This window comes from Halobacteriovorax sp. GB3, from assembly GCF_028649655.1.
Classification (GTDB): Bacteria; Bdellovibrionota; Bacteriovoracia; order Bacteriovoracales; family Bacteriovoracaceae; genus BSW11-IV.
In genome coordinates this window covers 1,436,899-1,462,092 of the sequence record NZ_JAQSLN010000003.1, presented here as the reverse complement: position 1 = coordinate 1,462,092, position 25,194 = coordinate 1,436,899, and the positions used below count along the sequence as shown (strand labels likewise).

The 25,194-nt window shown below is 35.6% G+C and carries 24 protein-coding genes; 21 read left to right on the top strand and 3 right to left on the bottom strand.

The window, feature by feature from the left end; all coding sequences use genetic code 11:
- Positions 1 to 25 precede the first annotated feature (25 nt).
- The 9 genes from fliP (at position 26) to HBN50_RS13415 (ending at position 10,776) form a co-directional block, all read left to right on the top strand.
- The gene (gene fliP / locus HBN50_RS13455; RefSeq protein ID WP_273870819.1) at positions 26 to 775 is read left to right on the top strand and encodes a flagellar type III secretion system pore protein FliP; all 750 of its coding nucleotides are present in this window, start codon (positions 26 to 28) and stop codon (positions 773 to 775) included.
- Positions 776 to 784: 9 nt separating this feature from the next.
- Complete coding sequence (gene fliQ / locus HBN50_RS13450) at positions 785 to 1,060, top strand: flagellar biosynthesis protein FliQ (protein WP_273870818.1); 276 nt, start codon at positions 785 to 787, stop codon at positions 1,058 to 1,060.
- On the top strand, positions 1,057 to 1,839 hold the full coding sequence (locus HBN50_RS13445; protein WP_273870817.1) for a flagellar biosynthetic protein FliR: 783 nt from the start codon (positions 1,057 to 1,059) through the stop codon (positions 1,837 to 1,839). Before fliQ ends, HBN50_RS13445 begins: the two co-directional genes overlap by 4 nt.
- A gap of 11 nt (positions 1,840 to 1,850) precedes the next feature.
- Positions 1,851 to 2,927 (top strand): flagellar biosynthesis protein FlhB, encoded by a 1,077-nt coding sequence (gene flhB, locus HBN50_RS13440; RefSeq protein WP_273870814.1) that lies wholly within the window; start codon positions 1,851 to 1,853, stop codon positions 2,925 to 2,927.
- Positions 2,928 to 2,934: 7 nt separating this feature from the next.
- Positions 2,935 to 5,013 (top strand): flagellar biosynthesis protein FlhA, encoded by a 2,079-nt coding sequence (flhA, locus tag HBN50_RS13435; protein ID WP_273870811.1) that lies wholly within the window; start codon positions 2,935 to 2,937, stop codon positions 5,011 to 5,013.
- A gap of 1 nt (position 5,014) precedes the next feature.
- Entirely contained in the window at positions 5,015 to 6,463 is a 1,449-nt protein-coding gene (locus HBN50_RS13430; RefSeq protein ID WP_273870808.1) for a hypothetical protein, read from the top strand.
- A 40-nt stretch (positions 6,464 to 6,503) separates the two neighbouring features.
- A complete protein-coding gene (locus HBN50_RS13425) occupies positions 6,504 to 7,409 on the top strand; it encodes an AAA family ATPase (RefSeq protein WP_273870805.1) in 906 nt (301 codons plus the stop codon).
- Between the two features lie 10 nt (positions 7,410 to 7,419).
- Positions 7,420 to 8,205 carry a FliA/WhiG family RNA polymerase sigma factor gene (locus tag HBN50_RS13420; RefSeq protein WP_273870804.1) on the top strand — a complete coding sequence of 262 codons (786 nt, stop codon included), beginning with the start codon at positions 7,420 to 7,422 and terminating at the stop codon, positions 8,203 to 8,205.
- 180 nt (positions 8,206 to 8,385) lie between these two features.
- Entirely contained in the window at positions 8,386 to 10,776 is a 2,391-nt protein-coding gene (locus HBN50_RS13415; protein ID WP_273870803.1) for a hypothetical protein, read from the top strand.
- A 14-nt stretch (positions 10,777 to 10,790) separates the two neighbouring features.
- Here HBN50_RS13415 and HBN50_RS13410 read toward each other — a convergent pair whose 3' ends face one another.
- Genes HBN50_RS13410 through mazG form a run of 3 tightly spaced genes read right to left on the bottom strand, consistent with a single transcriptional unit; the run spans position 10,791 to position 12,964 of the window.
- Positions 10,791 to 11,459, bottom strand: coding sequence for a PilZ domain-containing protein (locus tag HBN50_RS13410; RefSeq protein ID WP_273870802.1), 669 nt, complete (start codon positions 11,457 to 11,459; stop codon positions 10,791 to 10,793).
- A 60-nt stretch (positions 11,460 to 11,519) separates the two neighbouring features.
- Positions 11,520 to 12,164 (bottom strand): dephospho-CoA kinase, encoded by a 645-nt coding sequence (coaE, locus tag HBN50_RS13405; RefSeq protein WP_273870801.1) that lies wholly within the window; start codon positions 12,162 to 12,164, stop codon positions 11,520 to 11,522.
- Positions 12,161 to 12,964: a nucleoside triphosphate pyrophosphohydrolase gene (mazG, locus tag HBN50_RS13400; RefSeq protein WP_273870800.1), complete on the bottom strand. Its 804-nt coding sequence runs from the start codon at positions 12,962 to 12,964 to the stop codon at positions 12,161 to 12,163. Before mazG ends, coaE begins: the two co-directional genes overlap by 4 nt.
- A 61-nt stretch (positions 12,965 to 13,025) precedes the next feature.
- Here mazG and ybeY point away from each other — a divergent pair, with 61 nt between their 5' ends.
- The 12 genes from ybeY to lpxK all read left to right on the top strand — a co-directional run bounded on the left by ybeY (position 13,026) and on the right by lpxK (position 25,157).
- Positions 13,026 to 13,568, top strand: a complete 543-nt coding sequence (gene ybeY / locus HBN50_RS13395; RefSeq protein ID WP_273870796.1) for an rRNA maturation RNase YbeY — start codon at positions 13,026 to 13,028, stop codon at positions 13,566 to 13,568.
- Positions 13,569 to 13,587: 19 nt separating this feature from the next.
- Positions 13,588 to 14,713, top strand: a protein-coding gene (prfB, locus tag HBN50_RS13390) for a peptide chain release factor 2 (RefSeq protein ID WP_273870862.1) whose coding sequence is annotated in 2 segments (ribosomal slippage) — positions 13,588 to 13,659 and positions 13,661 to 14,713 — 1,125 coding nt in all. Because the reading frame shifts where the segments join, the coding sequence is not laid out codon by codon here.
- Position 14,714: 1 nt separating this feature from the next.
- Positions 14,715 to 15,926 (top strand): ABC transporter permease, encoded by a 1,212-nt coding sequence (locus tag HBN50_RS13385; protein ID WP_273870795.1) that lies wholly within the window; start codon positions 14,715 to 14,717, stop codon positions 15,924 to 15,926.
- Complete coding sequence (locus tag HBN50_RS13380; RefSeq protein ID WP_273870794.1) at positions 15,926 to 16,582, top strand: ABC transporter ATP-binding protein; 657 nt, start codon at positions 15,926 to 15,928, stop codon at positions 16,580 to 16,582. Before HBN50_RS13385 ends, HBN50_RS13380 begins: the two co-directional genes overlap by 1 nt.
- A gap of 108 nt (positions 16,583 to 16,690) precedes the next feature.
- Positions 16,691 to 19,015, top strand: a complete 2,325-nt coding sequence (gene bamA / locus HBN50_RS13375) for an outer membrane protein assembly factor BamA (protein ID WP_273870790.1) — start codon at positions 16,691 to 16,693, stop codon at positions 19,013 to 19,015.
- A gap of 33 nt (positions 19,016 to 19,048) precedes the next feature.
- The gene (locus HBN50_RS13370) at positions 19,049 to 19,552 is read left to right on the top strand and encodes an OmpH family outer membrane protein (protein WP_273870787.1); all 504 of its coding nucleotides are present in this window, start codon (positions 19,049 to 19,051) and stop codon (positions 19,550 to 19,552) included.
- 89 nt (positions 19,553 to 19,641) lie between these two features.
- Positions 19,642 to 20,667: a UDP-3-O-(3-hydroxymyristoyl)glucosamine N-acyltransferase gene (locus HBN50_RS13365; protein WP_273870785.1), complete on the top strand. Its 1,026-nt coding sequence runs from the start codon at positions 19,642 to 19,644 to the stop codon at positions 20,665 to 20,667.
- A gap of 28 nt (positions 20,668 to 20,695) precedes the next feature.
- Positions 20,696 to 21,181, top strand: a complete 486-nt coding sequence (locus HBN50_RS13360) for a 3-hydroxyacyl-ACP dehydratase FabZ family protein (protein WP_273870782.1) — start codon at positions 20,696 to 20,698, stop codon at positions 21,179 to 21,181.
- Between the two features lie 15 nt (positions 21,182 to 21,196).
- Positions 21,197 to 21,991 carry an acyl-ACP--UDP-N-acetylglucosamine O-acyltransferase gene (lpxA, locus tag HBN50_RS13355; protein ID WP_273870779.1) on the top strand — a complete coding sequence of 265 codons (795 nt, stop codon included), beginning with the start codon at positions 21,197 to 21,199 and terminating at the stop codon, positions 21,989 to 21,991.
- A gap of 19 nt (positions 21,992 to 22,010) precedes the next feature.
- On the top strand, positions 22,011 to 22,958 hold the full coding sequence (locus HBN50_RS13350) for a Gfo/Idh/MocA family protein (protein ID WP_273870777.1): 948 nt from the start codon (positions 22,011 to 22,013) through the stop codon (positions 22,956 to 22,958).
- Positions 22,958 to 24,097 carry a lipid-A-disaccharide synthase gene (gene lpxB / locus HBN50_RS13345; RefSeq protein ID WP_273870775.1) on the top strand — a complete coding sequence of 380 codons (1,140 nt, stop codon included), beginning with the start codon at positions 22,958 to 22,960 and terminating at the stop codon, positions 24,095 to 24,097. The genes HBN50_RS13350 and lpxB overlap by 1 nt, the downstream gene beginning before the upstream one ends.
- The gene (gene lpxK, locus HBN50_RS13340; RefSeq protein WP_273870772.1) at positions 24,087 to 25,157 is read left to right on the top strand and encodes a tetraacyldisaccharide 4'-kinase; all 1,071 of its coding nucleotides are present in this window, start codon (positions 24,087 to 24,089) and stop codon (positions 25,155 to 25,157) included. Before lpxB ends, lpxK begins: the two co-directional genes overlap by 11 nt.
- Positions 25,158 to 25,194 lie beyond the last annotated feature (37 nt).

The following is a 25,194-nucleotide window of genomic DNA, read 5'->3' as shown; positions in this document are numbered from 1 at the left end:
ATTTCGGGAGAGCAGGGAAGCTTGAATGAAAACATGGAAGTTAACTAAATTATTGATTTTTCTATTAGGGCTTTTTGGCTCTGGTTCTGTTTTGGCACAGGCCAAAGTGGGGCTACCGGGTCTCTCTGTCAACTTCGGTCAAGGTGTTGATCTTGTTGATACTATTGAAGTACTAATTCTTTTCACGGTCTTAACTCTTGCTCCTGCTGTACTTATCTTATGTACATGCTTCACTCGTATCATTGTTGTTCTTTCTTTTATGAGACAGGCCATTGGTACACAGAGTATGCCACCAAACCAACTTCTAATTGGATTTGCTCTTTTTCTCTCTGTTTTCGTTATGAGACCAACGGGTGAAGATATTTATTACAAAGCGGTCTCTCCTTACATGAAAAAGCAAATTACAACGACTGTTGCTCTCGATCAAATTGAAAAGAGTCTTCGTGGTTTTATGAATAAGCAAGTTCGAAAAGCTGATATTGCCCTTTTTTACGATGTAACAGGTGAAACTCAACCAACAACAATTAATGATGTTCCAATACATTTTTTAATTCCTGCTTTTATTATTTCGGAACTTAAAACAGCATTTCAGATTGGATTTCTATTGTATATTCCATTTCTGATTCTCGATATGGTTGTCGCCTCTGTTCTCATGGCAATGGGAATGATGATGCTACCACCAGTTGTTATCTCACTACCATTTAAGCTTTTACTTTTTGTACTCGTCGATGGATGGCAACTTGTCACAGGTTCACTCCTGCGATCATTTAACTAAGGATTTATAATGGGTATTGATTACTTTACAGATATTTCAAATCAAGCCATTAAAGTTGCTCTAATGATTTCAGCTCCTATGCTTTTAGGATCACTTGTTATGGGTATTCTTGTATCGCTCTTTCAGGCTGTTACTCAGATCAACGAGCAAACACTTTCATTTATCCCAAAGATTCTTGTTATCGTTGGACTACTTGCCTTAAGTGCTCCATGGATTTCAGATACTTTAACAACTTTTACGAGGGATCTTATTATTAGTATTCCTCAGATGGTAAGAGGCCAATGATAGACATTCAGATTACTGACATTTCTATTGTTATCGCTTTTTGGCTCGCTTTCACAAAGATGTTAGCGATCAATTTTCAATTGCCTATTTATGACAATCTTCCAATTCCTGGGATTGTAAAAATTCTCTCTACACTACTTATTACATACTGCTTTTTTCCATATATTCAAAATGAGATTTTAAGAGATATCGCTTATGTTGGTGTTGATCATTTTACGATGCTGACAATTATCTATTCTATTATTGGAATTACTATTGGCTACCTTGTGAAGTCAATCATGCAAATTTATATTTCAGCTGGTTCGATTATTACTCAGCAAATTGGTTTTGCAGCCGTTCGCTACTTTGATCCAAGTTCGGGTCAACAAGTTGGTCCATTCGAAAAATTAATTCAATGGTCGATTCTGATCATTATTGTTTCAAGTGGCGCTTTAATCCCAATGTTTAAAGGTGTGTTTTCATCATTTTTTACTGTTCATGCTTATTCTCTTGGGAAGATGGCAAGTAGCCATATCTTCTTTATGGATCTATTTAAGGGGATTTTCTCTGCAGCTCTAATGCTTGCTTCTCCTCTTATTTTTACAAATATGCTGATTAATACAATTTTGGGGATTATCGCTAGAACTGTTCCTCAGATGAATATTATTATGGTCAGTTTCTCAGTTAACATTGGACTGGGATTGTTAGTTTTCTTTGCTACATCAGAAGAGTTCTTCCATGTAGGTTTTAAGATATATACAGAAAAGCTTGGAGATTGGTTCCAGCTACTTATTCTGTAAAGGTGTAAAACGTGGCCGAAGAGTCAGATCAGGAAAAAACCGAGGACCCATCCGCCCATAGGATTGAAGAATTCCGAAAGCGTGGTGAGGTTGCTTCTTCTAAAGAATTAACGAGCGTTATTGTTTTAGCGGCGTGTATTCTTACGCTTACTCTTTCGCTTGTCTATGTCTATGAAGTATTCACTGAATATATTGAATGGCTCTATATGTTGGATGTATCAAATGCATTCAAAGAAAAGGCATTTAAAACAATCATAACAAAAACTGTTTTTGTTGGAATTAAAAGTGTGGCACCAATTTTTGCTGTTTCTCTTTGTGTTGGTGTTGCGATGAATGTCGCGCAAATTGGTTTTCTCTTTTCTCCTGAAGTTTTAACTTTTAAACCTGAAAGAATCGATCCAATACAAGGTGTAAAAAAGCTATTTTCAATGAAGTCTGTAGTTGAAGCGATAAAAGGATTTTTTAAATTCATCTTCGTTATGGCAATCGTATATGGATTTATAAAAGATGATATCCAAACATTTGGTGGTTTTCTTCACATGGATTTCTTCCAAGCTTTCATCTACGGAAAAGATATTCTTGCTAAGCTTGGAATGAGTATTCTTCTTGGACTTCTTATTATTGCTGTCTGCGATTTTGCTTATCAGAAATTCTCTTACAAGAAAAAACTGATGATGACAAAAGAAGAAGCAAAGAGAGAGTCGAAAGAGCAAGATGGTAACCCAGAAGTTAAGCAAAAGATTCGTGCTGTTCAGCGTGAAATGGCCCAAAAACGCATGATTTCTGAAATTCCAAACGCTGATGTTATCGTAACGAACCCAACTCATATTAGTATTGTTTTAAAATATGATGATCAATCAATGGTTTCACCAATGGTTATGGGAAAGGGTGCTGATCACCTTGCATTAAGAATTAGAGAAATTGCTAAGGAGCACAATATCCCAATTGTTGAAAATGTTCCTCTGGCAAGAGCACTATTTAAAACAGTTAAAGAGAATGAACCAGTTCCGAGAACGCTTTATAAAGCTGTCGCTGAAGTTCTGGCATTTGTTTACAAGCTTAAAAGAAAAAATAAGGCCCTAGGGTAGGTAGATTATGGAAGGGAATTTTGCTGATAAATTGAAAGCCTTAACACAAAACTCTGATTTAGCGATTGCTATAGGGTTATTGTTAATTCTTTCTGTCATGATTGTACCGGTAAATCCGTTTTTTCTAGATTTACTTCTGGCCCTTACACTATCGGCATCTGTCGTTATTCTTCTTGTATCTGTTTATACTAAGAAGCCACTTGATTTTTCTACATTTCCTTCGATCCTACTTGTAACAACATTATTTAGACTGTCACTTAACGTCGCTTCAACAAGAAATATTCTTCTTAGAGGTGGTAGTGATGGTACGAGTGCTGCTGGTGAGATCATTCGCTCATTTGGAGAGTTCGTTGTTGAAGGGAACTTTGTTGTTGGTATCATCGTCTTTATCATTCTTGTTATTATCAACTTTATGGTAATCACAAAGGGTGCTGGGCGTGTTGCTGAAGTTGCTGCAAGATTTACATTAGATGCCATGCCAGGTAAGCAAATGGCCATTGATGCTGACTTAAATGCTGGTCTCATTGATGATCGTGAAGCGAAACGTAGACGTGCCGAAGTTGCTGAAGAAGCTGACTTTTACGGGTCTATGGATGGTGCTTCGAAGTTTGTTCGAGGAGATGCCATTGCCGGTATTATGATTACGGCCATTAACATTATTGGTGGAATCATTGTTGGTGTTGCACAAAATGGGCTTGATGTTGGATCTGCCGCTCAAACATTCACACTCCTTACTGTTGGAGATGGTCTTGTTTCTCAAATTCCTGCTCTTATCATTTCTACTGCAGCTGGTATCATTGCCACAAGAAATACAAGTGAAACAAACTTAGGTACTCAAGTTGGGCAACAATTTAAGTTACATCCTAAAGCTGTTTATATAGCATCAGCAGTTCTTTTCATCTTCTCTTTAATTCCTGGACTTCCGAAAATTCCATTTATGACAGTAGGGGCTTTTTTAGCTTATCTGGCAAATAGAATGGAAAAGTCGAATGTTATTGAGAAAGAAGAAGCTCAGAAAATGGATGTTGAAGAGAAGAAAGCTAGACCAGATAATCTTGAAGACCTTCTGACACTAGAACTCGTTGAGCTAGAGGTTGGATATGGCCTTGTAAGCCTTGTCGATGCTGAACAAAATGGTGATCTGCTTGAAAGAATTACACATATGAGAAAGCAATTCGCTTTAGACTGGGGTGTAATCATTCCTTCTGTTAAAATTAAGGACAATCTTGAACTTAAGCCAGGAGGGTATAGTATCAAGATCAAAGGAATTGAAGTCGCTCAAGGAGAATTGGTTTCTGATCACTTCCTAGCAATGGATCCAGGTACAGTTATTGATAAAATCGATGGTATCGAAACTATTGAACCTGTTTTTGGATTACCTGCAGTATGGATTTCTGAAGAGCAAAGAGACGATGCCATGTACAATGGTTATACTGTTGTCGACTTATCAACAGTTGTTGCCACACACCTCACAGAAATTCTTAAAACAAATCTACAAGAACTCTTTGGAAGACAAGAGCTTGTTAGAATTCTTGATAACTTTAAAGAAACAAATCCAAAACTTGTCTCAGATCTTGTACCAGATATTCTTCCTCTTGGTGCGATCTTAAAAGTTATTCAAAATCTACTTAGAGAAAATGTATCAGTTAGAGACTTAAGAACAATTCTTGAGGCGCTTTCTGAATATGGAACTTCTGCGAAAGATCCAGAACTTCTAACAGAGTATGTTAGACAGTCGCTCTATAGAACAATTACGGAATCGATTAAGAGTGAAGCAGGGGAAATTCCACTATTTACACTTGATAGAAATATTGAAGAATCTATTGCTGGTAACTTAATTCAAACTGAACATGGTCAACAACTTTCTTTAGACCCAAAAATTACCCAGACGATTCTTGCAAGTCTTAATGAGAAAATAGAAGAGGCAACGAATATGGGAGAGAAAATGATTGTTCTTTGCTCTCCAGTGATTAGAAATCACTTTAAGAAATTAACAGAAAAGTTCATCCCAAATTTAGTTGTAGTAAGTCATAATGAATTGAGTCCAGACGCAAATATTAGGTCTCTTGGAACGGTGAGGTTGTAAGATGCATGTAAGAAAATTTGAAGCAGATACGCTTGATGAGGCGCTTAAAGACATTAAAGCGCAATTAGGTCCAGATGCTATTATCCTAAAAACTATTACGAACAAAGGTTTGAAGGGCGCATTTAAAAAGAAAAAAATTGAAATCACAGCAGCAATTTCTGAAAGAAGCTATGTGAAAAAAGATAGAGTGGATCAAGTTCTTTCAAGTGAACAGAAAGAACAATTCTATTCAAATGATTCGTCTTATATTTCAAACATGATTGATGGGCATTCTGAAAATCAGAAACTTGAAAAATCTATGAGCTCAACTGTTGGTTATGGTAAAGCTGGTCTTAATAAGCAAGTTAACTCAGTTGCAACTAAGGCAAAAGACCTTTCTTCAAAACTTAAAAGTAGTTTAGATGATTTTTTAAGCCATGAACAAGAAAGTGAAATTAATGAACAAGAACAAATGAGTCTTGATTCATTCGAAGATGCGATGATGGAAGAAACTTCTGTACCTCACCAATATGAAGAACCACGTCGTGCTTCCAATGATTATGTAGAAGTGCACAACAATCAGCATTCAAATGTTTCAAATGAAGAGATTGAAGTTCAGAAAAAGAAAATTGATGAACTAGAAAAACAACTATATGCGCTGACTAAAAATGTTGAAAAACTCGAAAAGAAAGAAGCGAGTGGAATTTATCAGTTGAGAACAACCCTAAAAAGTTTAGATATTAGCGATAACTTCATTAGAAGTATTATTAAAAAAGCAACATTTGAACTTACAGAAGATGATCAAGATAACCCTGATATCGTCTTTGAATTTGCTCTTAGAGAGATGCTTGGGGAAGTAGAGACGGCCATGCCTCTTTTTTCTTCACTTACTGAAGAAAACGCTCCAGTTGTAACTGTGATGATTTCAGATTCATCATGTGGTCAAACGAGTATGGTTCAAAAACTTGGGGCCTTAAAGTCTGATGCCGTGATTATTCGCAATCTGAAAGTTGGAGAAAAGAAGGGACCAGATTTTACTGAAAAAATGTTTGGAATTGATGTCGTTACTGTCGATTCGATTGCAGAAATTGTTTCTCAAACAAGAAAATCGGTCGAAAATGGTAAGTCAGTTTTCATTGACTATAAAAATATGAACTCAGATCTTAATGATATCAAGAAGTTCATCGACGGTATGAGAAGAGCTTTCAAGAATGTGGAAGTATTGATCACACTATCGGCCATTCACTCAGAGATATATAATAGAAAAGTCATTTCACGCTATGGAAGTTTAGCAAATGGAATGATTGTATCAAATCTCGATCTTTGTTTAAATTTTGGAGCTCTTTTCAATCTTTCGATTGAAGTTGAAAATCTCCCATTTAAGTTTTTTGGGACTGGTGAAGTAGTACCTGATGATATTGAGTCAGCAACAGCTGAGAGAGTTTTAGCAGGTATTTTTCAGTTAAATTAATTCACATCTAGGATGGATGTAAATTTTTTTTGGAGACAGGATGTCGAGAAAGAATGTTAGTGACTGGCTATTGTCACAAAATCGCTATGAAGGCGAATCGCGCTTTAGCGATAAAAAACTAGAAGGTAAAGCAACTACTATTTCAATTACTGCTGGAAAAGGTGGAGTGGGGAAGACTTCAGCTGCCTTGAAAATTGCAAAAACTCTAGCAGCTCAAGGTTACAAAACGTTGTTAATCGACTGTGACTTCAATCTTGCTAACACTGCTGTCAAGCTAGGATTGCCTGTAAATGATGATTTCTCAGCGCTTATAAAGGCCGAAAAAACTTTTGAAGAGGTCGTTCATAAAGATGGTCAGTTTCATCTTCTTAGTGGGTGTAACGGCAATTTAGAGCTCTTTGAAAATAAACTAGAATTTGAAAAAATCATTCTTGATGTCATCGTAGGTCATGAGAGAGAGTTTGATTTTATTCTCTTAGACAGTCCCGCAGGTCTTCAAAAAGATACACTGACAATCAATGCTTATAGTGATTATCGATTTGTCGTAGTTACTCCAGATAAATCTTCCATCACAGATAGCTATTCTCTTATCAAAATTCTCAATAATAAATATGGCGTAAAGCATAATCACTTACTAGTGAATAAAGTTTCTAGTCTTGGTCAATATCAAAAAATTGTAAAGACTTTGAGTGAAACAATCGATCATTTTCTTGGAGGACGTGTAAACGTTCTTGGAAGTATTGGTTATGAAGTCAGCGCAGTCGATAAATTTGACCAGACACTTTTTGGTTCGGCAAATTCTGCCATCCACAAAAATTTCATAAAGGTCGTTCATAGGTTCACCGAGGAGAACTTTGGTACTCTAATTTCTTCAAAAGAGAAATTTGAGATGCCCTTTGCTAATTCCCGAAGTGGGAAACAGGATGTTCAACCAACAATTTGCTAAGGAGTGCTAAATGTCTTCTCTAACTAAGAAGCTCAAGAACCTAAAGGATTATAGATCAACGATCGAACCAAAGGTAAAAGATGAAATCGTTGTGGAGTATGCTCCACTGATTAAATATATTGCACAAAAAATTGCTTCAAGACTTCCTGCAAATATCGAGTTGGACGACCTCATTTCATGTGGTGTAATCGGCCTTATGGATGCAATCGAAAAATTTGATCCATCGAGAGATAATAAATTTAAAACATATGCAGAATTCAGAATAAGAGGAGCTATCCTCGATGAGCTTAGAGCTCAGGACTGGGTTCCGAGAAGTATCCGTGAGAAGGCGAAGCTTGTTGAAAAAGCTTATGCAAAACTAGAATCTGAGCACGGTAGACCTGCAACAGATGAAGAGATGTGCAAAGAGCTTAATGTTTCACAAGAAGAGTTTCACGATCTTCTTACTAAGTCGAAATCAGTTTCAGTTTTAAATATTGATGATTCTTCCACTTTCAATAGAGGAGACAAGAAACTCTTCGCTGGTTTAATGGAAGATAGTAAGCATGCAAATCCATTTTCTGCTGTAAGCAGTAAAAATATGAGAGATAAGATCAAAGAGGGGATTGGGCAGTTGCCTGAAAAGCAAAGACTTGTACTTTCTCTTTATTACTTTGAAGATTTAAATCTCAAGGAAATTGGTCAAGTTTTAGATGTAACAGAGTCTCGTGTTTCTCAATTACACACTCAGGCCATCATGAAATTAAAAGCTAAATTAAGAACAGTATTTGAAACACCTGAGGACATGGTAAGCTAAGGCTTACCATTTCCTTGGTCTAAAAAATCCAACCAAATTCGTCAATTTAAAACCGGCAAAAAATTCCAGTTTTTCCTTTCTATTTCAATACTTATAACTCATAATACTTGCAAGGGTCACATCGTAATGTGATCTATAACACAGGAAGTGATTATCAATTCAGCCATTAGGGAGTACAAGATGTCTTCTAACTTCGGCAAGTCTTTGCAAGTTTATTATTTAACAGTTCTCGTTCTATTTACCTCTGCCTTAGGTTTTGGAGCTCATTTTTATTGGAAAAATGGTGCCGCAAATATTGAAGGTGTTACTGCTGTTTTTGAAGCAACAACTCAGATTGATGAAATCAAAAACAAGAACTCTTTAAAAGAAATTAAAACATTGGTTGAAAGTGATCGTGTTCGAACTTCTATTTTAAAGTTCGATCAATTATCTAAAGACGTTAAAGAGCTTAACAATGTTGAAGAAGTTGAATCATATGATTCTTTAAAATCTTCTCTTGTTGATGCTAGAAACTCTCTACAGTCATTAATTTCATTTCCTGAACTTACAAATATCTTTTTGGTATTCAGTAATAAAATTGGTGCTTTTGAAAATTATGTTGTTGAACATAATTGGAAAACACTAACAAGAATGTCTCGACGTATTAAGGCCCAAGTGTCGCATGGAAGAGTAAAAAGTCCTGGCTTTTTTAAGGTTTCCGCTCTTTCTAATCTTGTAAGACGAATTAAAAAAGATATTCATACGATGGAAACAGTAACAGAGAACTCTGTTCTTTCTCGTGCTGATAAGAATCAAATCGCTATCAAACTTAAACTTCTAATGACTGAAGTTGAGATGGTAGAGAGATATGTTGATAGCTTAAAGTCATTTTACACGAACTATACAATGTTAAGTGATTCGTATCAAAAATGGATTAAAGAGATTGAACCGGAAATCTCTTATAAGAAATTAGCTTTTGAAAAGAACTCTGAAAAAGTACTTTTCTTTATCTTTGCAATGATTATCTTTACTCTTATTGCAATTGGTTTCGGTTCTATTGTTTACAAGAGAAATAATCTTTCTAATAAGAAGAAGCTTGAAGATAAGATTATTGATAGTGTTAAGAATGGGATCGTTTCAATCGACACTCGCTTTGATGGTAGCTTTTCTCAAGACTTTATGTGTGAATTTGAAAAATATAGAGAGTATGTTCATAAGAGAATGAGCTTTGGCTCTATTTTTCAAGATGCTATGCCATTTAGTTCACTCCTATTAGATTCAAATCTAAATCTTGTTTGGGCCAACTCTCTTTTTTACGAGCATTGGAACTTAGAAAAGAATAATAAAGATAACCATGTTACATGGGACTACTTACAGCGTTTTACAAATCTTGGAGAAAATGATCCGGTTCTAAGTGCTCTTAATGAAGGCATTGCTGGAATCTATAATATTCAAGTTAAAAATGATCACGACGAAGAGGCCCTTCCTTATGAAATGTATGTATCTCCTGTAGAGTATGCATCTCAAAAAAGAATCATGATCTTCTTTTATCCATTAAGAAGTATTGAAGAAGCTCTTTCAAATCAGTCGAGATCACTTGTTTCTCCTGTTTCAAAAACACTAGATGCATTAACTAATGGTGTTTTTAACTCAGAATTTAAAGAGAAAGTTAGAAAAGATTTCGAAATCGCTGGTACTGTAGATGTTTTCGACAAGTTCATTAAGTACAACGAATTTGTAAATACACAAAAGAATGGACTTCTCGATGAAATCGAAAACTTAGAGAACACTCTTTATGATCAATATAAATTATTAGATGATATTGACCGAGCATGTTCAGAACAAGTTGATCTTCAAAAGAATACGATCTCTCACATCAAAGGCACGAAAGAAAATATCGTTTCTATGGTTGAACTTAGAAATGATATTGAAACTCTTTTGAAGCAGACGATTAATACAACTCAAAATTTATTTCAAGATGAGATGACACTGTTGACTCATGCAAGTGATTTGAATGAAATTATTGATGAGAATAAGAAGGCCTTCACAAATGTAATAAAGACGAAAGATGAAGTGAAGGTTCTAAAAAATAATATCGAACAATTCAAAACTAAACTTATGCAAATGCTTGATCAACTTATGACAGCTAGAAAAACTGAAAGTGGGCAAGCTAAAATTGATCATGCTTTATCTAAGATGAAACTTGAAATGCAAAGTTTTGAAAAGAATTTAGCGGCCTTTTCTCAAATGGCGACAAGTCTTGATGTTGGGCTTTCTAAAATGCAAATTATCATGAGTAAATCTGATACGCCGAATTTGATAGGAATTAAAAATAAGTTCAGTGTCTCAAGAGATCACTTAGAACAAGATTTTTATATGGCGAATAAGCATATAAGAAATGCTCAAATGCTGGATGAAGAAGTGATAAAATCGATTAAAGGACTTTTCAATAGCTTTAAGCAATTAAGAGAAAAGCACTTTGAAACAATGGATCTTCGAAAGCAACAAAACTATGAAGCTGATGAGTTTGTTAGTGAAGATGTTGCGAATGATCATTTAAAAGAAGATGTTCAGCCGAACCAAACAGTATAAATAACGTGGGAGGGTTATCTTTTGATAATCCTCTCTATTTCTTTTTTTCCCTCTTCATTTAATTCTTCTTCAAATTCAACACCAATTCTTATTCCTTCGATATTATCTTCTTGGCTGAGGTAAGCGATTTTTCCAACAATCGCCTTTGAAAGTTGTGTTTTATTCAAGCTGGTAAAGACAAGGTGGTCACCTTCATAGAAAAATTTATGATTTTCTTTTTTAGCGACAATACCAAATCCCTTTGTCGAATAATCGATAAGATCAAAAAGGACTTTTTGACCTTCAAGCCTATTCCCACTTTTTATATGAGCAAGAATTGTCGAATCACTATCGATTTGATGACGTTGGAAGAATCGATTTTCGTTGAGATAGACTTCCTCAGGATAAGAAAGTGAAATATCTGTTTCGTTGATTTTAAAATTTTCGGTTTTAAAGACACATGGTGGTGAGTCACAATAAAAATATAGAGGAAGCGCTTGATCTATTTCTAGGGCATAAGAGCTGGCCTTTAATTTTACGAGAATTTTCTTTTTATTGAGAATCAAATGATCGATTGTTACTTTGTGAATATTCCTGCACGGTCCGGCATTTTGCCATAGGGTGAATTCACTTTTTAAAGCGTGAAGCTCTAAGAGTGCTTTCAATATGAGAGATGAACTTGATTCTGGACGCATTTTTGCCATGTCGATATTTTGATCGGTTAGACGGCTAAAGTGAAGAAAAAATATTGTATTTCTGAGAAATTAAGATTCCTTAAGTAAGATATTAAAAATATTGAGGGCTTCTACTTTTGCTTTTGAAATATCTTCAGAGTTGTCGATGACAAAGTCTGCTCTCTCTTTTTTAGAATCAATTGGAAGCTGAGAGGCGAGAATCTTATTGATAATTTCACTAGAACTCTTATCTCTTTTTGCTACTCTTTCATGTTGAATTTCTTGAGAGGCATAGACGCAAATGACTTGATCAACAAGTTGATCTAAGTTTTTTTCATAGAGAAGAGGTACATCGTAAATAACATACGGAGCTTTTAGCTCTTCAGACTTCTTTTTGAAGAAGTGTGGTAAGAGTGAGTAAATATAATTTTCAATTTTCGTCTTTAGTTTTGAATCATTGAAAACTAAGGACCTTAAAGTTTTAAAATTAACTTGATCATTCTCTATCGATTCAGGGGCGACTGAAGAGATGAACTCTTTCGTCTCCTTTAATCCATAGATCTCCTTTACAAGCTTGTCTGCGCAAATAATAGGTAAGCCAAGTTCAACGAGATATTCTGATATCGTTGATTTTCCTGTCGCAATACCGCCGGTCAAAGCAATAACTGGAATTTCAAGATTATGTAATCTCGATTCAGAGGATTTTGTAATAAATTCTTTTTTTAATTCTTTCATTTATTATTCTTTTCTCTTCTTTTGGCCTCTTCCCAGTATGAGTCGAGTTCCATTTGTGTCTTCTGTTCAAAGCTTTCCGAATTTTCATTTAAAATATCTTCAACTGTATTAAAACGTTTTACAAACTTTTTGTTGGCCTTTCTAAGAGCATCTTCTGGGTTGATATCTAGGTGCCTTGCAAGTTGCGCGATAGAGAAGAGAAAATCACCAAGCTCTTCTTCAACTCTCTCTTTATTAACACCAACACCAGGAGCGAGTTCTTCTTTCATCTCCTGCCACTCTTCTTCAACTTTATAGATCACTTGTTGATGGTCATCCCAGTCAAAGTTAACTTTCGTTGTTTTCTTCCCAATTTTATGTGCAGAATGAAGTGCCGGAAAAATCGTGTCTTCGTGATCGATATAGTATTTCTTTTTTTCTTTTTTTTCTTCTTGTTTAATTTCTTCCCATGCTTTTTTAATTTCTTCTACGGGAATATTGTTTTCATTAGAGTCAAAGACGTGAGGATGGCGACGAATCATCTTTTCAGCGAGTACTTTTGAGACACTTTCAATATTAAATCCACCTGTCTCTTCAGCAATGACACTATGAAGAACGACTTGTAAGAGAACATCTCCCAATTCTTCTTCCATTTGCTTAAGATCGCCTTGCTCAACAGCGTGCATATACTCATAACTCTCTTCGAGGAGGTATTTTAGTAAAGAGGAGTGTGTTTGCTTAAGGTCCCATGGACAGCCATCTTCTGGATGCCTGAGCTTTTTGATTACTTCTACAAGTTTTTCAAAATTTGGGTAACTCATTATTATACTCCTGCTTATTTTTTTGATACCTTATATAGGTAGTACTATACAGGATTTATTAATGAAAATCAGACAAATTGAAGCTGAAAAGTTGATTTTACACTTTAGTGATAATGCAAGAACTCATGAGAGCTCAAAAAAGCTTGAGAAGTATTTAAAAGAGGGACTTATCGTCTTGTCTAAATTTCTTTTCAGCAAGAATTTAATTGTTAAGAATAAAAAAGTTCAGGCCGTTGAATTGAGCCTGACTCTTTGCGGCGACAAAAGGATAAGAACTCTCAATAGAGACTATCGAGGTAAAGACAAGGCAACGGATGTTCTTTCATTTCCTGTGCACGATTCACTACGCCCAGAAGGGGAAGATGATTTCTTTTTCTTCGATAAGATTTTAAATCTGGGAGATATTATTATCTCTCGTGATGTTGCTAAAAAACAGGCCAAAGAATTTGAAATAACTTACGAACAAGAAATCCTTCATTTAATGGTTCATGGACTTTTACACTTATGTGGATATGACCATGAAATTGACGATAATGAAGAGAAGATCATGTTTGATTTAGAAGAAAAACTAGTAGCTAAAATTTATAAAGAGATAGGATTTTAAAATGGATCAATCACTAAGCATTGCTCTTTCTGAGAAGAAATCAGAAATAAAGAAATTTGAAGACAGACTAGACCAACTTAGGAGGTCACTTTGAAGTAGTGCGAAAAAATGCTCGACTCGAAGAAATTCAAACTATGGAAGCAATGCCTGGCTTTTGGGACGATAATGATAATGCGACCAAAATTCAGAAAGAAAAGAACATCCTTCAAGAAGTGGTAGGCACTTATAATGGACTAAAAGAACTTTACGAAGAATTTGGAGTCCTTGTTGAATTTGCCGAAGATGGAGAAGATGAAGACTCTGCCAACGAAGCACTAGAAGTTTTTGAATCATTCTTAAATAATTTTAATAAAGCTGAACAAAAAGTCCTTCTTTCAGAAGAAGTCGATCCTAATAATGCAATTGTTCAAATTAATGCGGGTGCTGGTGGTACAGAGTCTTGTGATTGGGCCAGTATGCTTCAAAGAATGATTATTCGCTGGAGTGAATCAAAGGGATTCAAAATTCAATTATTAGATGAGCAAGCAGGGGATTCAGCTGGAATCAAATCTTGTACAATGATGATTGAAGGAAATTATGCATATGGATTTTTAAAATCTGAAAGCGGTGTACACAGACTTGTTCGAATTTCTCCATTTGATTCAGGAGGAAGAAGACACACTTCTTTTTCTTCGATGTTTGTCTCTCCTGAAGTCGATGACAATATTGAAATTGAGATTCTAGATAAAGATTTAAAAATTGATGTTTACCGTTCTGGTGGAGCTGGTGGACAGTCCGTTAACACTACTGATTCTGCTGTTCGAATTACGCACTTACCATCGGGGATCGTTGTTACTTGTCAAAATGAGCGCTCTCAATTGCAAAACAAACAACAAGCAATGAAAGTTCTACGCTCAAGACTTTACGACCTTGAAATGGAAAAGCGTCGTGAAAAAGAAAACGAACAAGAGGCCCAGAAAAAAGATATTGCTTGGGGAGCACAGATTCGATCTTACGTTCTTCACCCTTATAAAATGGTTAAGGATCACAGAACGAATTGCGAATCTTCACAAGCAGAAAAAGTTCTCGACGGTGATCTCGATAGCTTTATGGATGCCTATTTAAGATGGAGTGTTGGAGAAGTTCAAGAGGGAGAAACCAACTAAGATGGGAAAACTCTTTGGTGATCTCTATTCAATCTTGCTTAATGATCGGTCTTCCAAGAGATTTTCTCTTGGCGTTGTGCTAGGACTTGGATTTTCAATTTCAATTATTCTTTCAACACTTGGAATTATGGATGGATTTGAATTCGCTCTCAAGCAGTCATTAAAACTAGCCTCTGGGGATATTACAATTTCTTCATCTCATGGATTCTTTGATTACGAAGAAGATCTAGGTCCAGAATTAAAAGGTTATCATTTTAAAGAATATACAGGGATTGTTAAAACTGAGGGCTTTCTTGTTCTCGATGATTCTTCTATGGGTGTTCTTGTCGTGGGTGTAGACTCTACTCCTTATAGCTCAATTACAGGACTTGACTTGTCGCTGAAAGACGATGAAGTGATCCTAGGAAGCGAGCTTTCAAAAAGAGCAGTTCTAAAAAAGGATGATTATCTCTCGATTGCTTTTGCCCAAACAAATAAAGAGGTAAAAGGCCTACCTGAACTTTTTGATTTTAAAGTTAAAAAAGTTGTTAGCCATGGAATATATCAAAAAGATCTAAGAATTGTTTATGTTAATCGCAAGACTCTTCAAAATATTTTAGAGCTCGATAACAGGGTTAATCAGGTCGTAGCGAAAGTGCCAAGTCCATTTAACTATGAAGAGCGTCCTAAAGATTACACTGACCAAGTCGATCTTATGGCCGAAAAACTAGATATGAACTTAGGCTATACTTACAATGTTAGAACTTTTTGGCGTGAGTTTGATTATATTATTAAAGCGGTTTCAGCTGAAAAGAAAATGATCTCTCTTGTTTTACAGATTATCGTCATTATCTCTATTTTCAATGTTGTTGCCTTTATTATTTTTCTCAATGAAAGAAAGGTTCAAGAGATCTTTCTCTTTCGTGCTCTTGGGATGGGAGAGAAGAAGATAAGAAGAGTGTGGTACTTGCTTTGTATTTTTATTTGGCTTTCTTCTTGTGTCGTTTCTATTCTATTTGTTGAATTTTTCGATTTCTGTTTACAGAATCTTCCAATTTTTAAATTGCCTGGAAATGTTTATCAACTTGGTGAGTTGAAACTAGAAATTAGTTTTTTTAGTTATCTCTTAGTCTTTTTTAGTGCTCTTGTATGGATGTACTTTTTATCTTGGTTCACAATGAGAAGACTATCAAAGAGATCATTGCTTCAGGCCCTCAGGCAGGAGTTTTCTTAATGTCATTAATAGAAGTTAACCAACTTAAAAAGAGTTTTGGGTCCGTTGAGATTTTGAAAGGGATTGATCTTTCTTTTGAAGAAGGTGAGCATTATGTCATAAAAGGATCTTCTGGTTCAGGAAAATCTACTTTTCTCTATTTATTGGGGGGATTAGATAGGGCAAGTGAAGGAAGCGTTCATTTCCAAGGTTTTGATATCTCAAAATTTTCTGATGAGAAGTTAGCACAGTTTCGAAATCAAAATGTTGGTTTTGTCTTTCAATTCCATTTCCTTCTTCCCAATCTCACTTGTCTCGACAATATTTTACTTCCAGCTAGAATTGGCGGGCGTAAAGAAAAGAAAATCAAAGAAAACTCTGTAAAACTTGCGGACTATCTTAACGTTTCGCATTGTTTGAAGAAATATCCTTTTGAACTCTCTGGTGGTGAACAGCAGAGAATCAATATCATTAGGTCCCTGAGTTTAGCTCCAAAATTACTGCTATGCGATGAGCCTACGGGGAACCTCGACTCTGAAAACTCAATGAAAGTCACAAAACTACTCAAAGGGTTAGCACAAGAGTTTAACTCGACCATGATTATCGTAACGCACGACGGTGCCGTTGCGAATAACTTCCAGCATGTATATGAAATGAAAGATGGGCTTCTTGTTTAGACGAGTGGTGTTATAAATTCCTTTTGTAAGAATGCGTCTATCTTGATACTTTTATAAACCAGAGTATTTTTATCCATTGGACGTGGAATTTATCTTCATGGAGATTTGATGCTTAGAAGAGAAAAACTCTCTAAGATTTTGAAATATTTAACACTGACACTAACTCTAGCTGTCGGAGTTTTTTCTAATTCTAGTGCCTTCGATGACATTGGAAAGCGTAAGAATCTATTCAAAATTGATGAGATCGTATTTAAAGGTTTGAAAAAAGTTGAGCGAGAAGCTGTTCTTGGAAAGATCAATTCTAAAGTTGGGATGATGCTAGATAGTCATCTGCTTAAAAAGGATCTTGAGAGAATTTATCGCTTAAAATACTTTGAATCAGTTGAGGCCCTTAGAGAAAAGTCTAAAGGAAAGAATCAACTGGTTTTCGTTGTTAAAGAAAAGCCCGTTATTTCAAAAATTCTCATTGAGGGGAACGATGAAGTCGATCGCGATGATCTCGTTGCAGTCTTAAAAACGAAAGAATTTTCAATTGTTGATGTCAATACTATCAAACAAGATGTTGAAGCACTTCAAAAGTATTATGAAGAGAAGGGTTTCTACCTGGCTTCAGTTGATTACGATATTAATAAGGTTGAAAACGATAACGTTGAGCTAACATTTGAAGTTAAAGAATTTGATAAAGTTCGCGTTAAGAAGATCACTTTCTTAGGAATCAAGGCATTCTCTGAAGATCAACTTAAAGGTATTATGGAAACGAGAGAGGAAGAACTTTTCTCTTTCATGAATAATGCGGGTAACTTTAAAGAGTTCAATTTTCAAATTGATATAGAGCGTGTGAAGCAATTCTATCGCAACAAGGGATTTCTTCAAGTTAACGTTGGAGCCCCTGATATTACTGTTTCAGAAGATAAGCGATGGGTTTTCATTACTCTTAAAGTAAACGAAGGTCCAAAATTTACTGTTAATGATATCTATTTCAATGGAGAAGTTCTTTTCGATGAAGGAAAACTCCTTGAAGAGCTTCGCATGAAGTCTGGAAGTACATACTCGGAAGAAATTCTTAGGGCCGATATCCAGATGCTGACTGAAAAGTATCAAGATGAAGGATACGCTTTTGCTAACGTCCTTAGAACTCTTGATGTCGTTCCTGGTGAAAACAAAGTCAATGTAGAGTTTTCTTTTGAGAAAGGGAAGATTGCACACTTTGGGAATATCGTTATTAAAGGAAATACAAGATCACGTGATAAAGTTATTCGTCGCGAATTAAAAATTGAAGAGGGGATGAAATTCTCCGGATCTAAACTTCGTGAGTCTAAAGAAAATGTTAACCGTCTAGGTTTCTTTGAGCCTGGAAGTGTAATCTTTAATACTGTTAGTGTTAAGGGACGTGATGATCTTCTCGATGTCGAGATTTCAGTTAAAGAAAAAAACACAGGGCAAATATCTCTGGGAGCTGGTTACTCAACAGCAACAAAGGGATTTATTCAAGCCTCTGTTACTCAAAACAACTTTAGAGGTCTAGGGCAGTCTCTCTCATTCACTCTAAACCTTTCTAATACGCAACAGACGTTTAGTTTAAGTTTTACTGAACCATACCTATTTGATTCTAAGTGGACTGCTGGAGGAGAAATCTTCTCGACAAAGAATGAACAGCTTACTTCATATGATTATAAGAAAGTCGGTTTTGCTGCAAGAATTGGGTATCCTGTTTTTGAATACACAAGACTCTTTCTTACATATAAACTTGAAGAGACAACTCTTTCAAATATCGAAGATGAAACGATTAACGAAGAAGCTGAAAATGGTATCACTTCTTCTGTTAGAACGGCTCTTGTTAAAGATAAAAGAGACCACCGCTTTGAACCAACAAAAGGTTATTACTTAAGTTTTGCAACAGAGTATGCCGGTGTTGGTGGTGAGAAGAAATGGTGGAAAAATGAGGCCGATGCTCGTTGGTTTAAGAGAGTTTATGGTGACCTCATTTTTAGATCAAGACTTTATACAGCTAAGCTAGAAACTGTTAATAGTGAATTGATTCCAAGAAATGAGAGATTTTCTCTTGGTGGTTCAAGAAACCTTCGTGGATTTACAATTGAAGATATTGGCCCAAAGAAGACAATTCAAGTTACTGAAGATGGTAAGACAAAAGATAAGACTTTCAATGATGGAGCTCAATTTACGGCCTACACAACTCTTGAATTAGAGCACCCTCTAGCAAGAGAAGCTGGTCTGAAATGGGTACTATTTTTTGATGCTGGTAACGCAGTTGATATCGATAACTTTAATAAAGTATACATGGACTATGGTTTTGGATTTAGATGGTTCTCGCCATTAGGTGTACTTAGATTTGAATTTGGTTTCCCAATCAACCCTGATGATGAGGGAGAGAAAGGTAGCCAATTCCACTTTGATATAGGACAATTATTCTAATTTATAGAAAACGGATTTTTTAGGAGCGTTTTAATGAAAACAATTTCAACTTTAATTTTAGCCCTGGCATTTTCAGTTCCATCATTGGCCCTAACTGTTGGAAAAGTAAATGCACAAAAAGTTCTTACAACAATCAATGAAGGTAAGAGAGTTGGTGAGAAGTTAAAGAAAAAAGTAGAAGAGAAGCAAAAGATTCTTAAGAAAGAAGAAGATAAATTCAAAAAAATGCAAGAGGACTTTCAAAAGCAAACTCTTGTTATGAATGATAAAGCGAAAGCTAAAAAGCAAGCTGAGCTTCAACAAGCTTATATGAAGCTTCAACAGACTATGGGAAGTTTTCAAAATGAAATTAGAGATATGGAAGCTAAGCTTCAGGCTCCAATCGTAGAGAAAATTAAAAAAGTTGTAGAAAAAGTTTCTAAGGATAGTGGTGTTGATATCACTGTTGAATCAAGAACATCTCCAATTCTTTTTGCAAAAAAAGAAAAAGATCTAACAGAAGATGTTATTAAAGCTTACAACAAAGAACATAAGTAGAAAAAACTCTTCATTGAGTCTTTAGATAGAGGGGGAGCTGTATAGTTCCCCCTTACTCGTTTTATTGACCTAAGAAAAAGAGAAGAATAATGAAATTAGCTGACTTAAAAATACTAGACCCAAGCTTAGCTCCTTTAGATGAAAATACAGAAATAGAGATTCAAGGTTTAACAACTTTTGATTTTCCTAAGGCACAGAGTGCAGCTTTTATTAAAGATAATAAGTTTCTAAGAAAGGTGCGATCAAAAATTGAATCAAATGATTGGTCTGAGTCTTTTCTTATTTTAGAAGCAAAGTTTTTGGATCGTATTGATGGCGAAGACTTAGAATTCTTAAAGTCTAATTTTAAAGCTCTTTTAAAAGTTGATTCAGTTGCTCTTTGTATGTCTTTTATTTCAAGGCCATTCTATGATGAACTCTATTTAGAGCTTAATGACATGGTTGATGGAAGACAAATGGGAACAGCATCGGTTCATCCTACTTCATGGATTGCTCAAGGCGCGCACATTGGAGAGGGTGTAATAATTGGTGAAGGTGTTAAAGTCCACTCTGGTGCAAGAATTATGTCATTTGCAAAAATCGACGCGGGCAGTGAGATTTTTCCAAATGTTACCATCTATCCTTATGTTGAAATTGGAAAGAATTGTAGAATTCACTCTGGAACTGTTATTGGTGCTGATGGGTTTGGTTATAACTTTGATAAAGGAATCCACCATAAAGTATGGCATATGGGTTCTGTTAAAATAGATGATGATGTCGAAATTGGAGCAAACTCTTGTGTTGATCAGGGGACCTTTTCTCCAACTTTAATTGGTAGAGGGACTAAGATTGATAACCATGTTCAGATTGGACACAACGTTGTTCTAGGAATGGGGGTTATTCTTTGTGGTCATGTTGCAATTGGTGGAAGCGCTAAAGTTGGTGACTTTTGCGTTTTCGGTGGAAAAGCTGCCCTTGGTGATGGGTTTACTTTAGGGAAAGCTTGTCAGGTTGCAGGTGCCGGAATGGTTAATTGTGATTGGCCAGATGGTTCTGTTGTCGGTGGTCATCCTGCTCGTCCAGTTAAGGAGTGGATGAAAGGGATTGCTTACTTAAGAAAAATGTCACTTCAATAAAATTTGGGAATATTTTTGGGGGATTAATATGGAAATGAATAAAGAAGCAGTAATGAAATTTCTTCCACACAGAGAGCCTTTTCTCTTCGTGGATGCTATTGAAAAAGTTGAACACAATAAAGAATTAGTAGCAGGAGAACTTCTCTCTCAAAAAGAAGTTGTTGGATCGAAAGTAACAGCAATTTACAGAACGAAAGAAGATCATCCTATTTTTGCAGGGCACTTTCCTGGTAAGCCAATCTTTCCTGGTGTCTGTCAGGTCGAGATGATGGCGCAAAGCTCTAGTTTTTGTTTAAAAGATTGTGTTGAAAGTGGAAAAGATGTTGAGATGGATGTTGCTCTTGTAAGTGTGAGTGCTGCAAAATTCAGAAAACCAATTTTTCCTGGAATGGACCTTGTCATTGAAACAGAATGTACAAAGTCTAGAGGACCAATGTTAGAAAATATCTGTAAGGTTTTTCACAATGGCGAACTTATGAGTGAAGCAACTGTGATGGCCTCTGTACGACTATAATTTAAAAGAGGATTTATGACGTTAAAAATTCATGAAACAGCAATCGTCGACAAGAATGCTAAGCTCGGTGAGAACATCGAAATTGGTGCCTATTCAGTAATTGGGCCAAATGTTGTGATTGGAAATAATAATAAAATTCACTCTCACGTTGTGATTGAAGGGCATACTGAAATTGGACAAAATAATGAATTCTTTCAGTTTTGTTCTATCGGAGCAGCGCCTCAGGACTTAAGTTATAAAGGTGAGCCAACGAGAACAATTATTGGTTCAAATAATGTTTTTAGAGAGTATGTTTCAATTCACAGAGGAACTCTTAAAGATAAAGAGGTTACGACGATTGGAAATAACTGTCTGATGATGGCAAAGGCCCACGTTGGTCACGACGCGATCATTGGCGACAATGTTATTCTTGTAAACTCTGTTAACGTTGCAGGCCATGTTAAGATTGGTGACAAAGTTATCATTGGTGGTGGTTCAAATATTTCACAATTCGTAACACTTGGTCGTGGCGCTTATATTGGTGGTGCTTCTGCTATTGATCGCGATATTCCATTTTTCTGTACTGCCTATGGAAATAGAGTAAAGCTAAAAGGAATCAACATTATTGGTCTTAGAAGACAAGGTTATGATAAGCCAGTTATTTCTGAGTTCGTTGATTTCTATCGTACAATGGAATCTTCAGCACTCTCTCCAAGAGCATTCGTTGATCATGATGAATTAATGGAAGAGTACAAAGATAACACACTCGTTGAAGAACTTAGAGTATTCATTAGAGAGAGTGAGATTGGACTAGCTCCATTTGTTAAGTAATTTTTAAAAGAGGTTCATAATGAAAAAAGTGAAAGTTGCAGTTATAGGATATGGTCACCTTGGTCGTTGGCATGCTCAAAAAGCTGAGGCTCTCGAAGGTTCAGACTTCATCGCTATCGTTGAAAAATTTCCAGAGGCTCAAAAGAAAGCAAAGGAAACACATCCTAATGTTCAGGTTGTTTCTGATGTTGAAGAAATTATGGATCAAATCGACGCTGCTGTAATTGTCACACCGACTAGCTTTCATTATGACCTTGTTATCAAGTTGATTGAAAACAATAAACATGTATTTTGTGAAAAACCAATGACATCGACTTTTGAACAAGCTTTAAAAGTCGATTCTCTTTTAAAAGAAAAAGAAGGACTTGTTTTTCAAGTCGGGCACAGTGAAAGATGTCATCAAGTCTGGGATTATAAAAAAGACTATATGGACTTTTTTAATTCTAAGGCCGTCGTCAATATTAATCGCTACGCACCTTTTAAAGGGAGAGCAACTGATGTTGATGTGGTACAAGATCTTATGATTCACGATATTGATTTAATGCTCTATCTTTTTGAAGATATGCCAGTGTCAGTAAAGTCGAATGGCTTTAAAATGAGAACAGATAAGTGGGATCATGTAAGCAGTGACTTTTGTTTCGAAAATGGAAGAGTTGTGAATATAACTGTTGGGCGCAATGCTGCTAAAGAAGTGAGAGAGCTTGTTGTAACGAATGAATTTGGACAACTAGAGTTTGATCTTTTTCAAAATAAACTTTTAGTCGCGAAATCGAGTGAACAAAGTGAGTTTGTAAAAGAAATTTCTTATGAGCGAAGAGATCACCTTCTTGTAGAGCAAGAGAAGTTCTATTCATCCATTTCTATGGGAGAGAAGATCTTTGTCGATATTCAAGACGGTTTAAGAGCAATGGAAGTTATCGCTAAAGTTAACGAGAGTCTTGAAACAAATAGAGAAGTTCAATTCTAATGAAAGAGCAATGCTTAATTATCGCCGGAGAAAAATCTGGTGAAGAACATTGTCTGAGCTTTTTTGACTCGATTAAAGCGAATCGCCCTGATTGCCATTTCTTTGGCGTAGGAGGCAATGAACTCGCTGCAAAAGATATGGAACTTCTCTATCACTTGAAAGATTTTTCAAGTTGGGGTTTTAGTGAAGTTATTGGGAAAATTCCATTTTATATAAAGGCCTTTAATCACATTGTCGACGAAGTTAAAAAGAGAAACTGCAAGGTTGCTATCCTTATCGATTTTCAAGACTTCAATCTAAGGCTTGCAAAGAAACTACAAAAAGAAGGCGTTAAAGTTCTTTATTATGTCGCTCCTCAAGCGTGGGCATGGAAGGCCTACAGGGCCAAAGTTCTAGAAGAGACAGTTCATACACTCTTTACGATTATTCCTTTTGAAAAAAAATGGTTTGGAGATAGAGGGGTTCAAAGAGTCCGCTCTGTGGCCCATCCTCTTTGGATTACTTATAAAGATGAGTTAGAAAGCTTCAAAAGAGATCGTTCTTACAGTGAAATATCAAAGGAAAAGAGGTTACTTCTTCTCCCTGGAAGCCGTAATTTTGAAGTTAAAAACCTTCTTCCTGACTTTGTTGAAACAGTGAAAACTCTAAGAGCAAAAAGTAATTTGAAAGTTGGAATTGTCTGTTCTTCAAATGTTGATAAGAATTTGTATGCACCTTACCTAGATTCAATTGATGTCATTTTTGATAATGAACAATTGAGTGAAGCATTAAAGTGGGGGGATTGTTCAATTGCAGCTTCTGGGACAGTTACCTTAGCTACAGCTCTTTTTGGGCTTCCAACAGTTGTTTGCTATAAATCATCCTTTTTCAATGAATTTATTTACTATACGTTTATTACCTATGATGGTCCGATTTCTTTGGCCAATATTTTTAGAAATAAAAGAATCTTTCCTGAGCTTGTCCAAGAGGGATGTTCTCCTTACACAATCGCTAAGGCCTTTGATTCGTTAATGGGCTCTAAAGAGTCGTATGAAAATATTGTTGATGAACTCAAAGTTGTCTTTGACGAAGTTCAAGGAGAGCATTTTGATGTAGGTCAATATATGAGTGAAGTGATAAAAGAAAGCTATGAAAACTAGATTACTTAGACCTCTTATTTATATGGTAGGACTCCCATTCACGTTTCTATGGGAAAATATTTATCGCATCAGACGTTTTGCTTATAAATATGGTTTTTTAAAGCAAAACAACTTTCGTGTACCTATTATCTCAATTGGTAACTTAACTTTTGGTGGAACAGGAAAAACACCTTTCACATTATGGGTATCAGAGTATCTAGAGACTCTAGATAAAACAGTTATGATTCTTATGCGGGGTTATAAAGGGAAACTTGAAAGTTCAAGTGGAATTATTCGCAGTAAAGCGAAAATTAGAGGGAATCCCGTCGACTATGGAGATGAAGCGCTCATTCTTTCGAGAAGATTAGAAAAGACTTCAATTGTTGTTGGGAAAAATAGAAGCGAAAATCTCGACTTTTATTTTAAAGATGAAGAGCCAGATGTTGTTTTATTAGATGATGGTCACCAGCATTTAAAATTACATCGAAATATCAATATTCTTCTTTTTGATTCTCTCTTGCCAATAAATCGTTATAAAGTCGCACCTCTAGGCTATATGCGAGAAAGTTTCTCTGCCATTAAAGATGCCGATCTTATTGTTTTAGGTCGTTCTGATCAAGTAAGTGAAAAAAGAAGACTCAAACTCAAAAAATTTCTCCATGAAAAGTCTAAGGGGACAATTCCATTTGCTGAAATTGGCTATAAACCAACTGGGATTATGGATTGTTCATTTAATAAAGTTATGGATGTTGAAGGCCTAAAGGAAAAAAGAGTCATTTGTGTTTCTGGTATTGCCTCTCCATTGTCTTTTTATAGTTTAGTTGACTCTCTAGGTGCAGATATCATTCATAGGGAATCATTTCCAGATCATCACTACTTTAAACCAGAAGAAATTAGTCGACTTCTTGATCTTGCTGAAAAAGAAGATGCACTTATTTTAACGACTGAGAAGGATATCGTTAAAATCAGAAGGGTTAGTGATAATGAAAGAATTGTCTATCTCGAAATAAAAGTGAACTTCTTTAGTGGGGAAGATAAAGCTAAAGAAATTATTTCGCGAGCTTTCATTAATTCTATCTAAAGGGTACAATTTTTTTCAAAACACTTTCCTAAGGGTT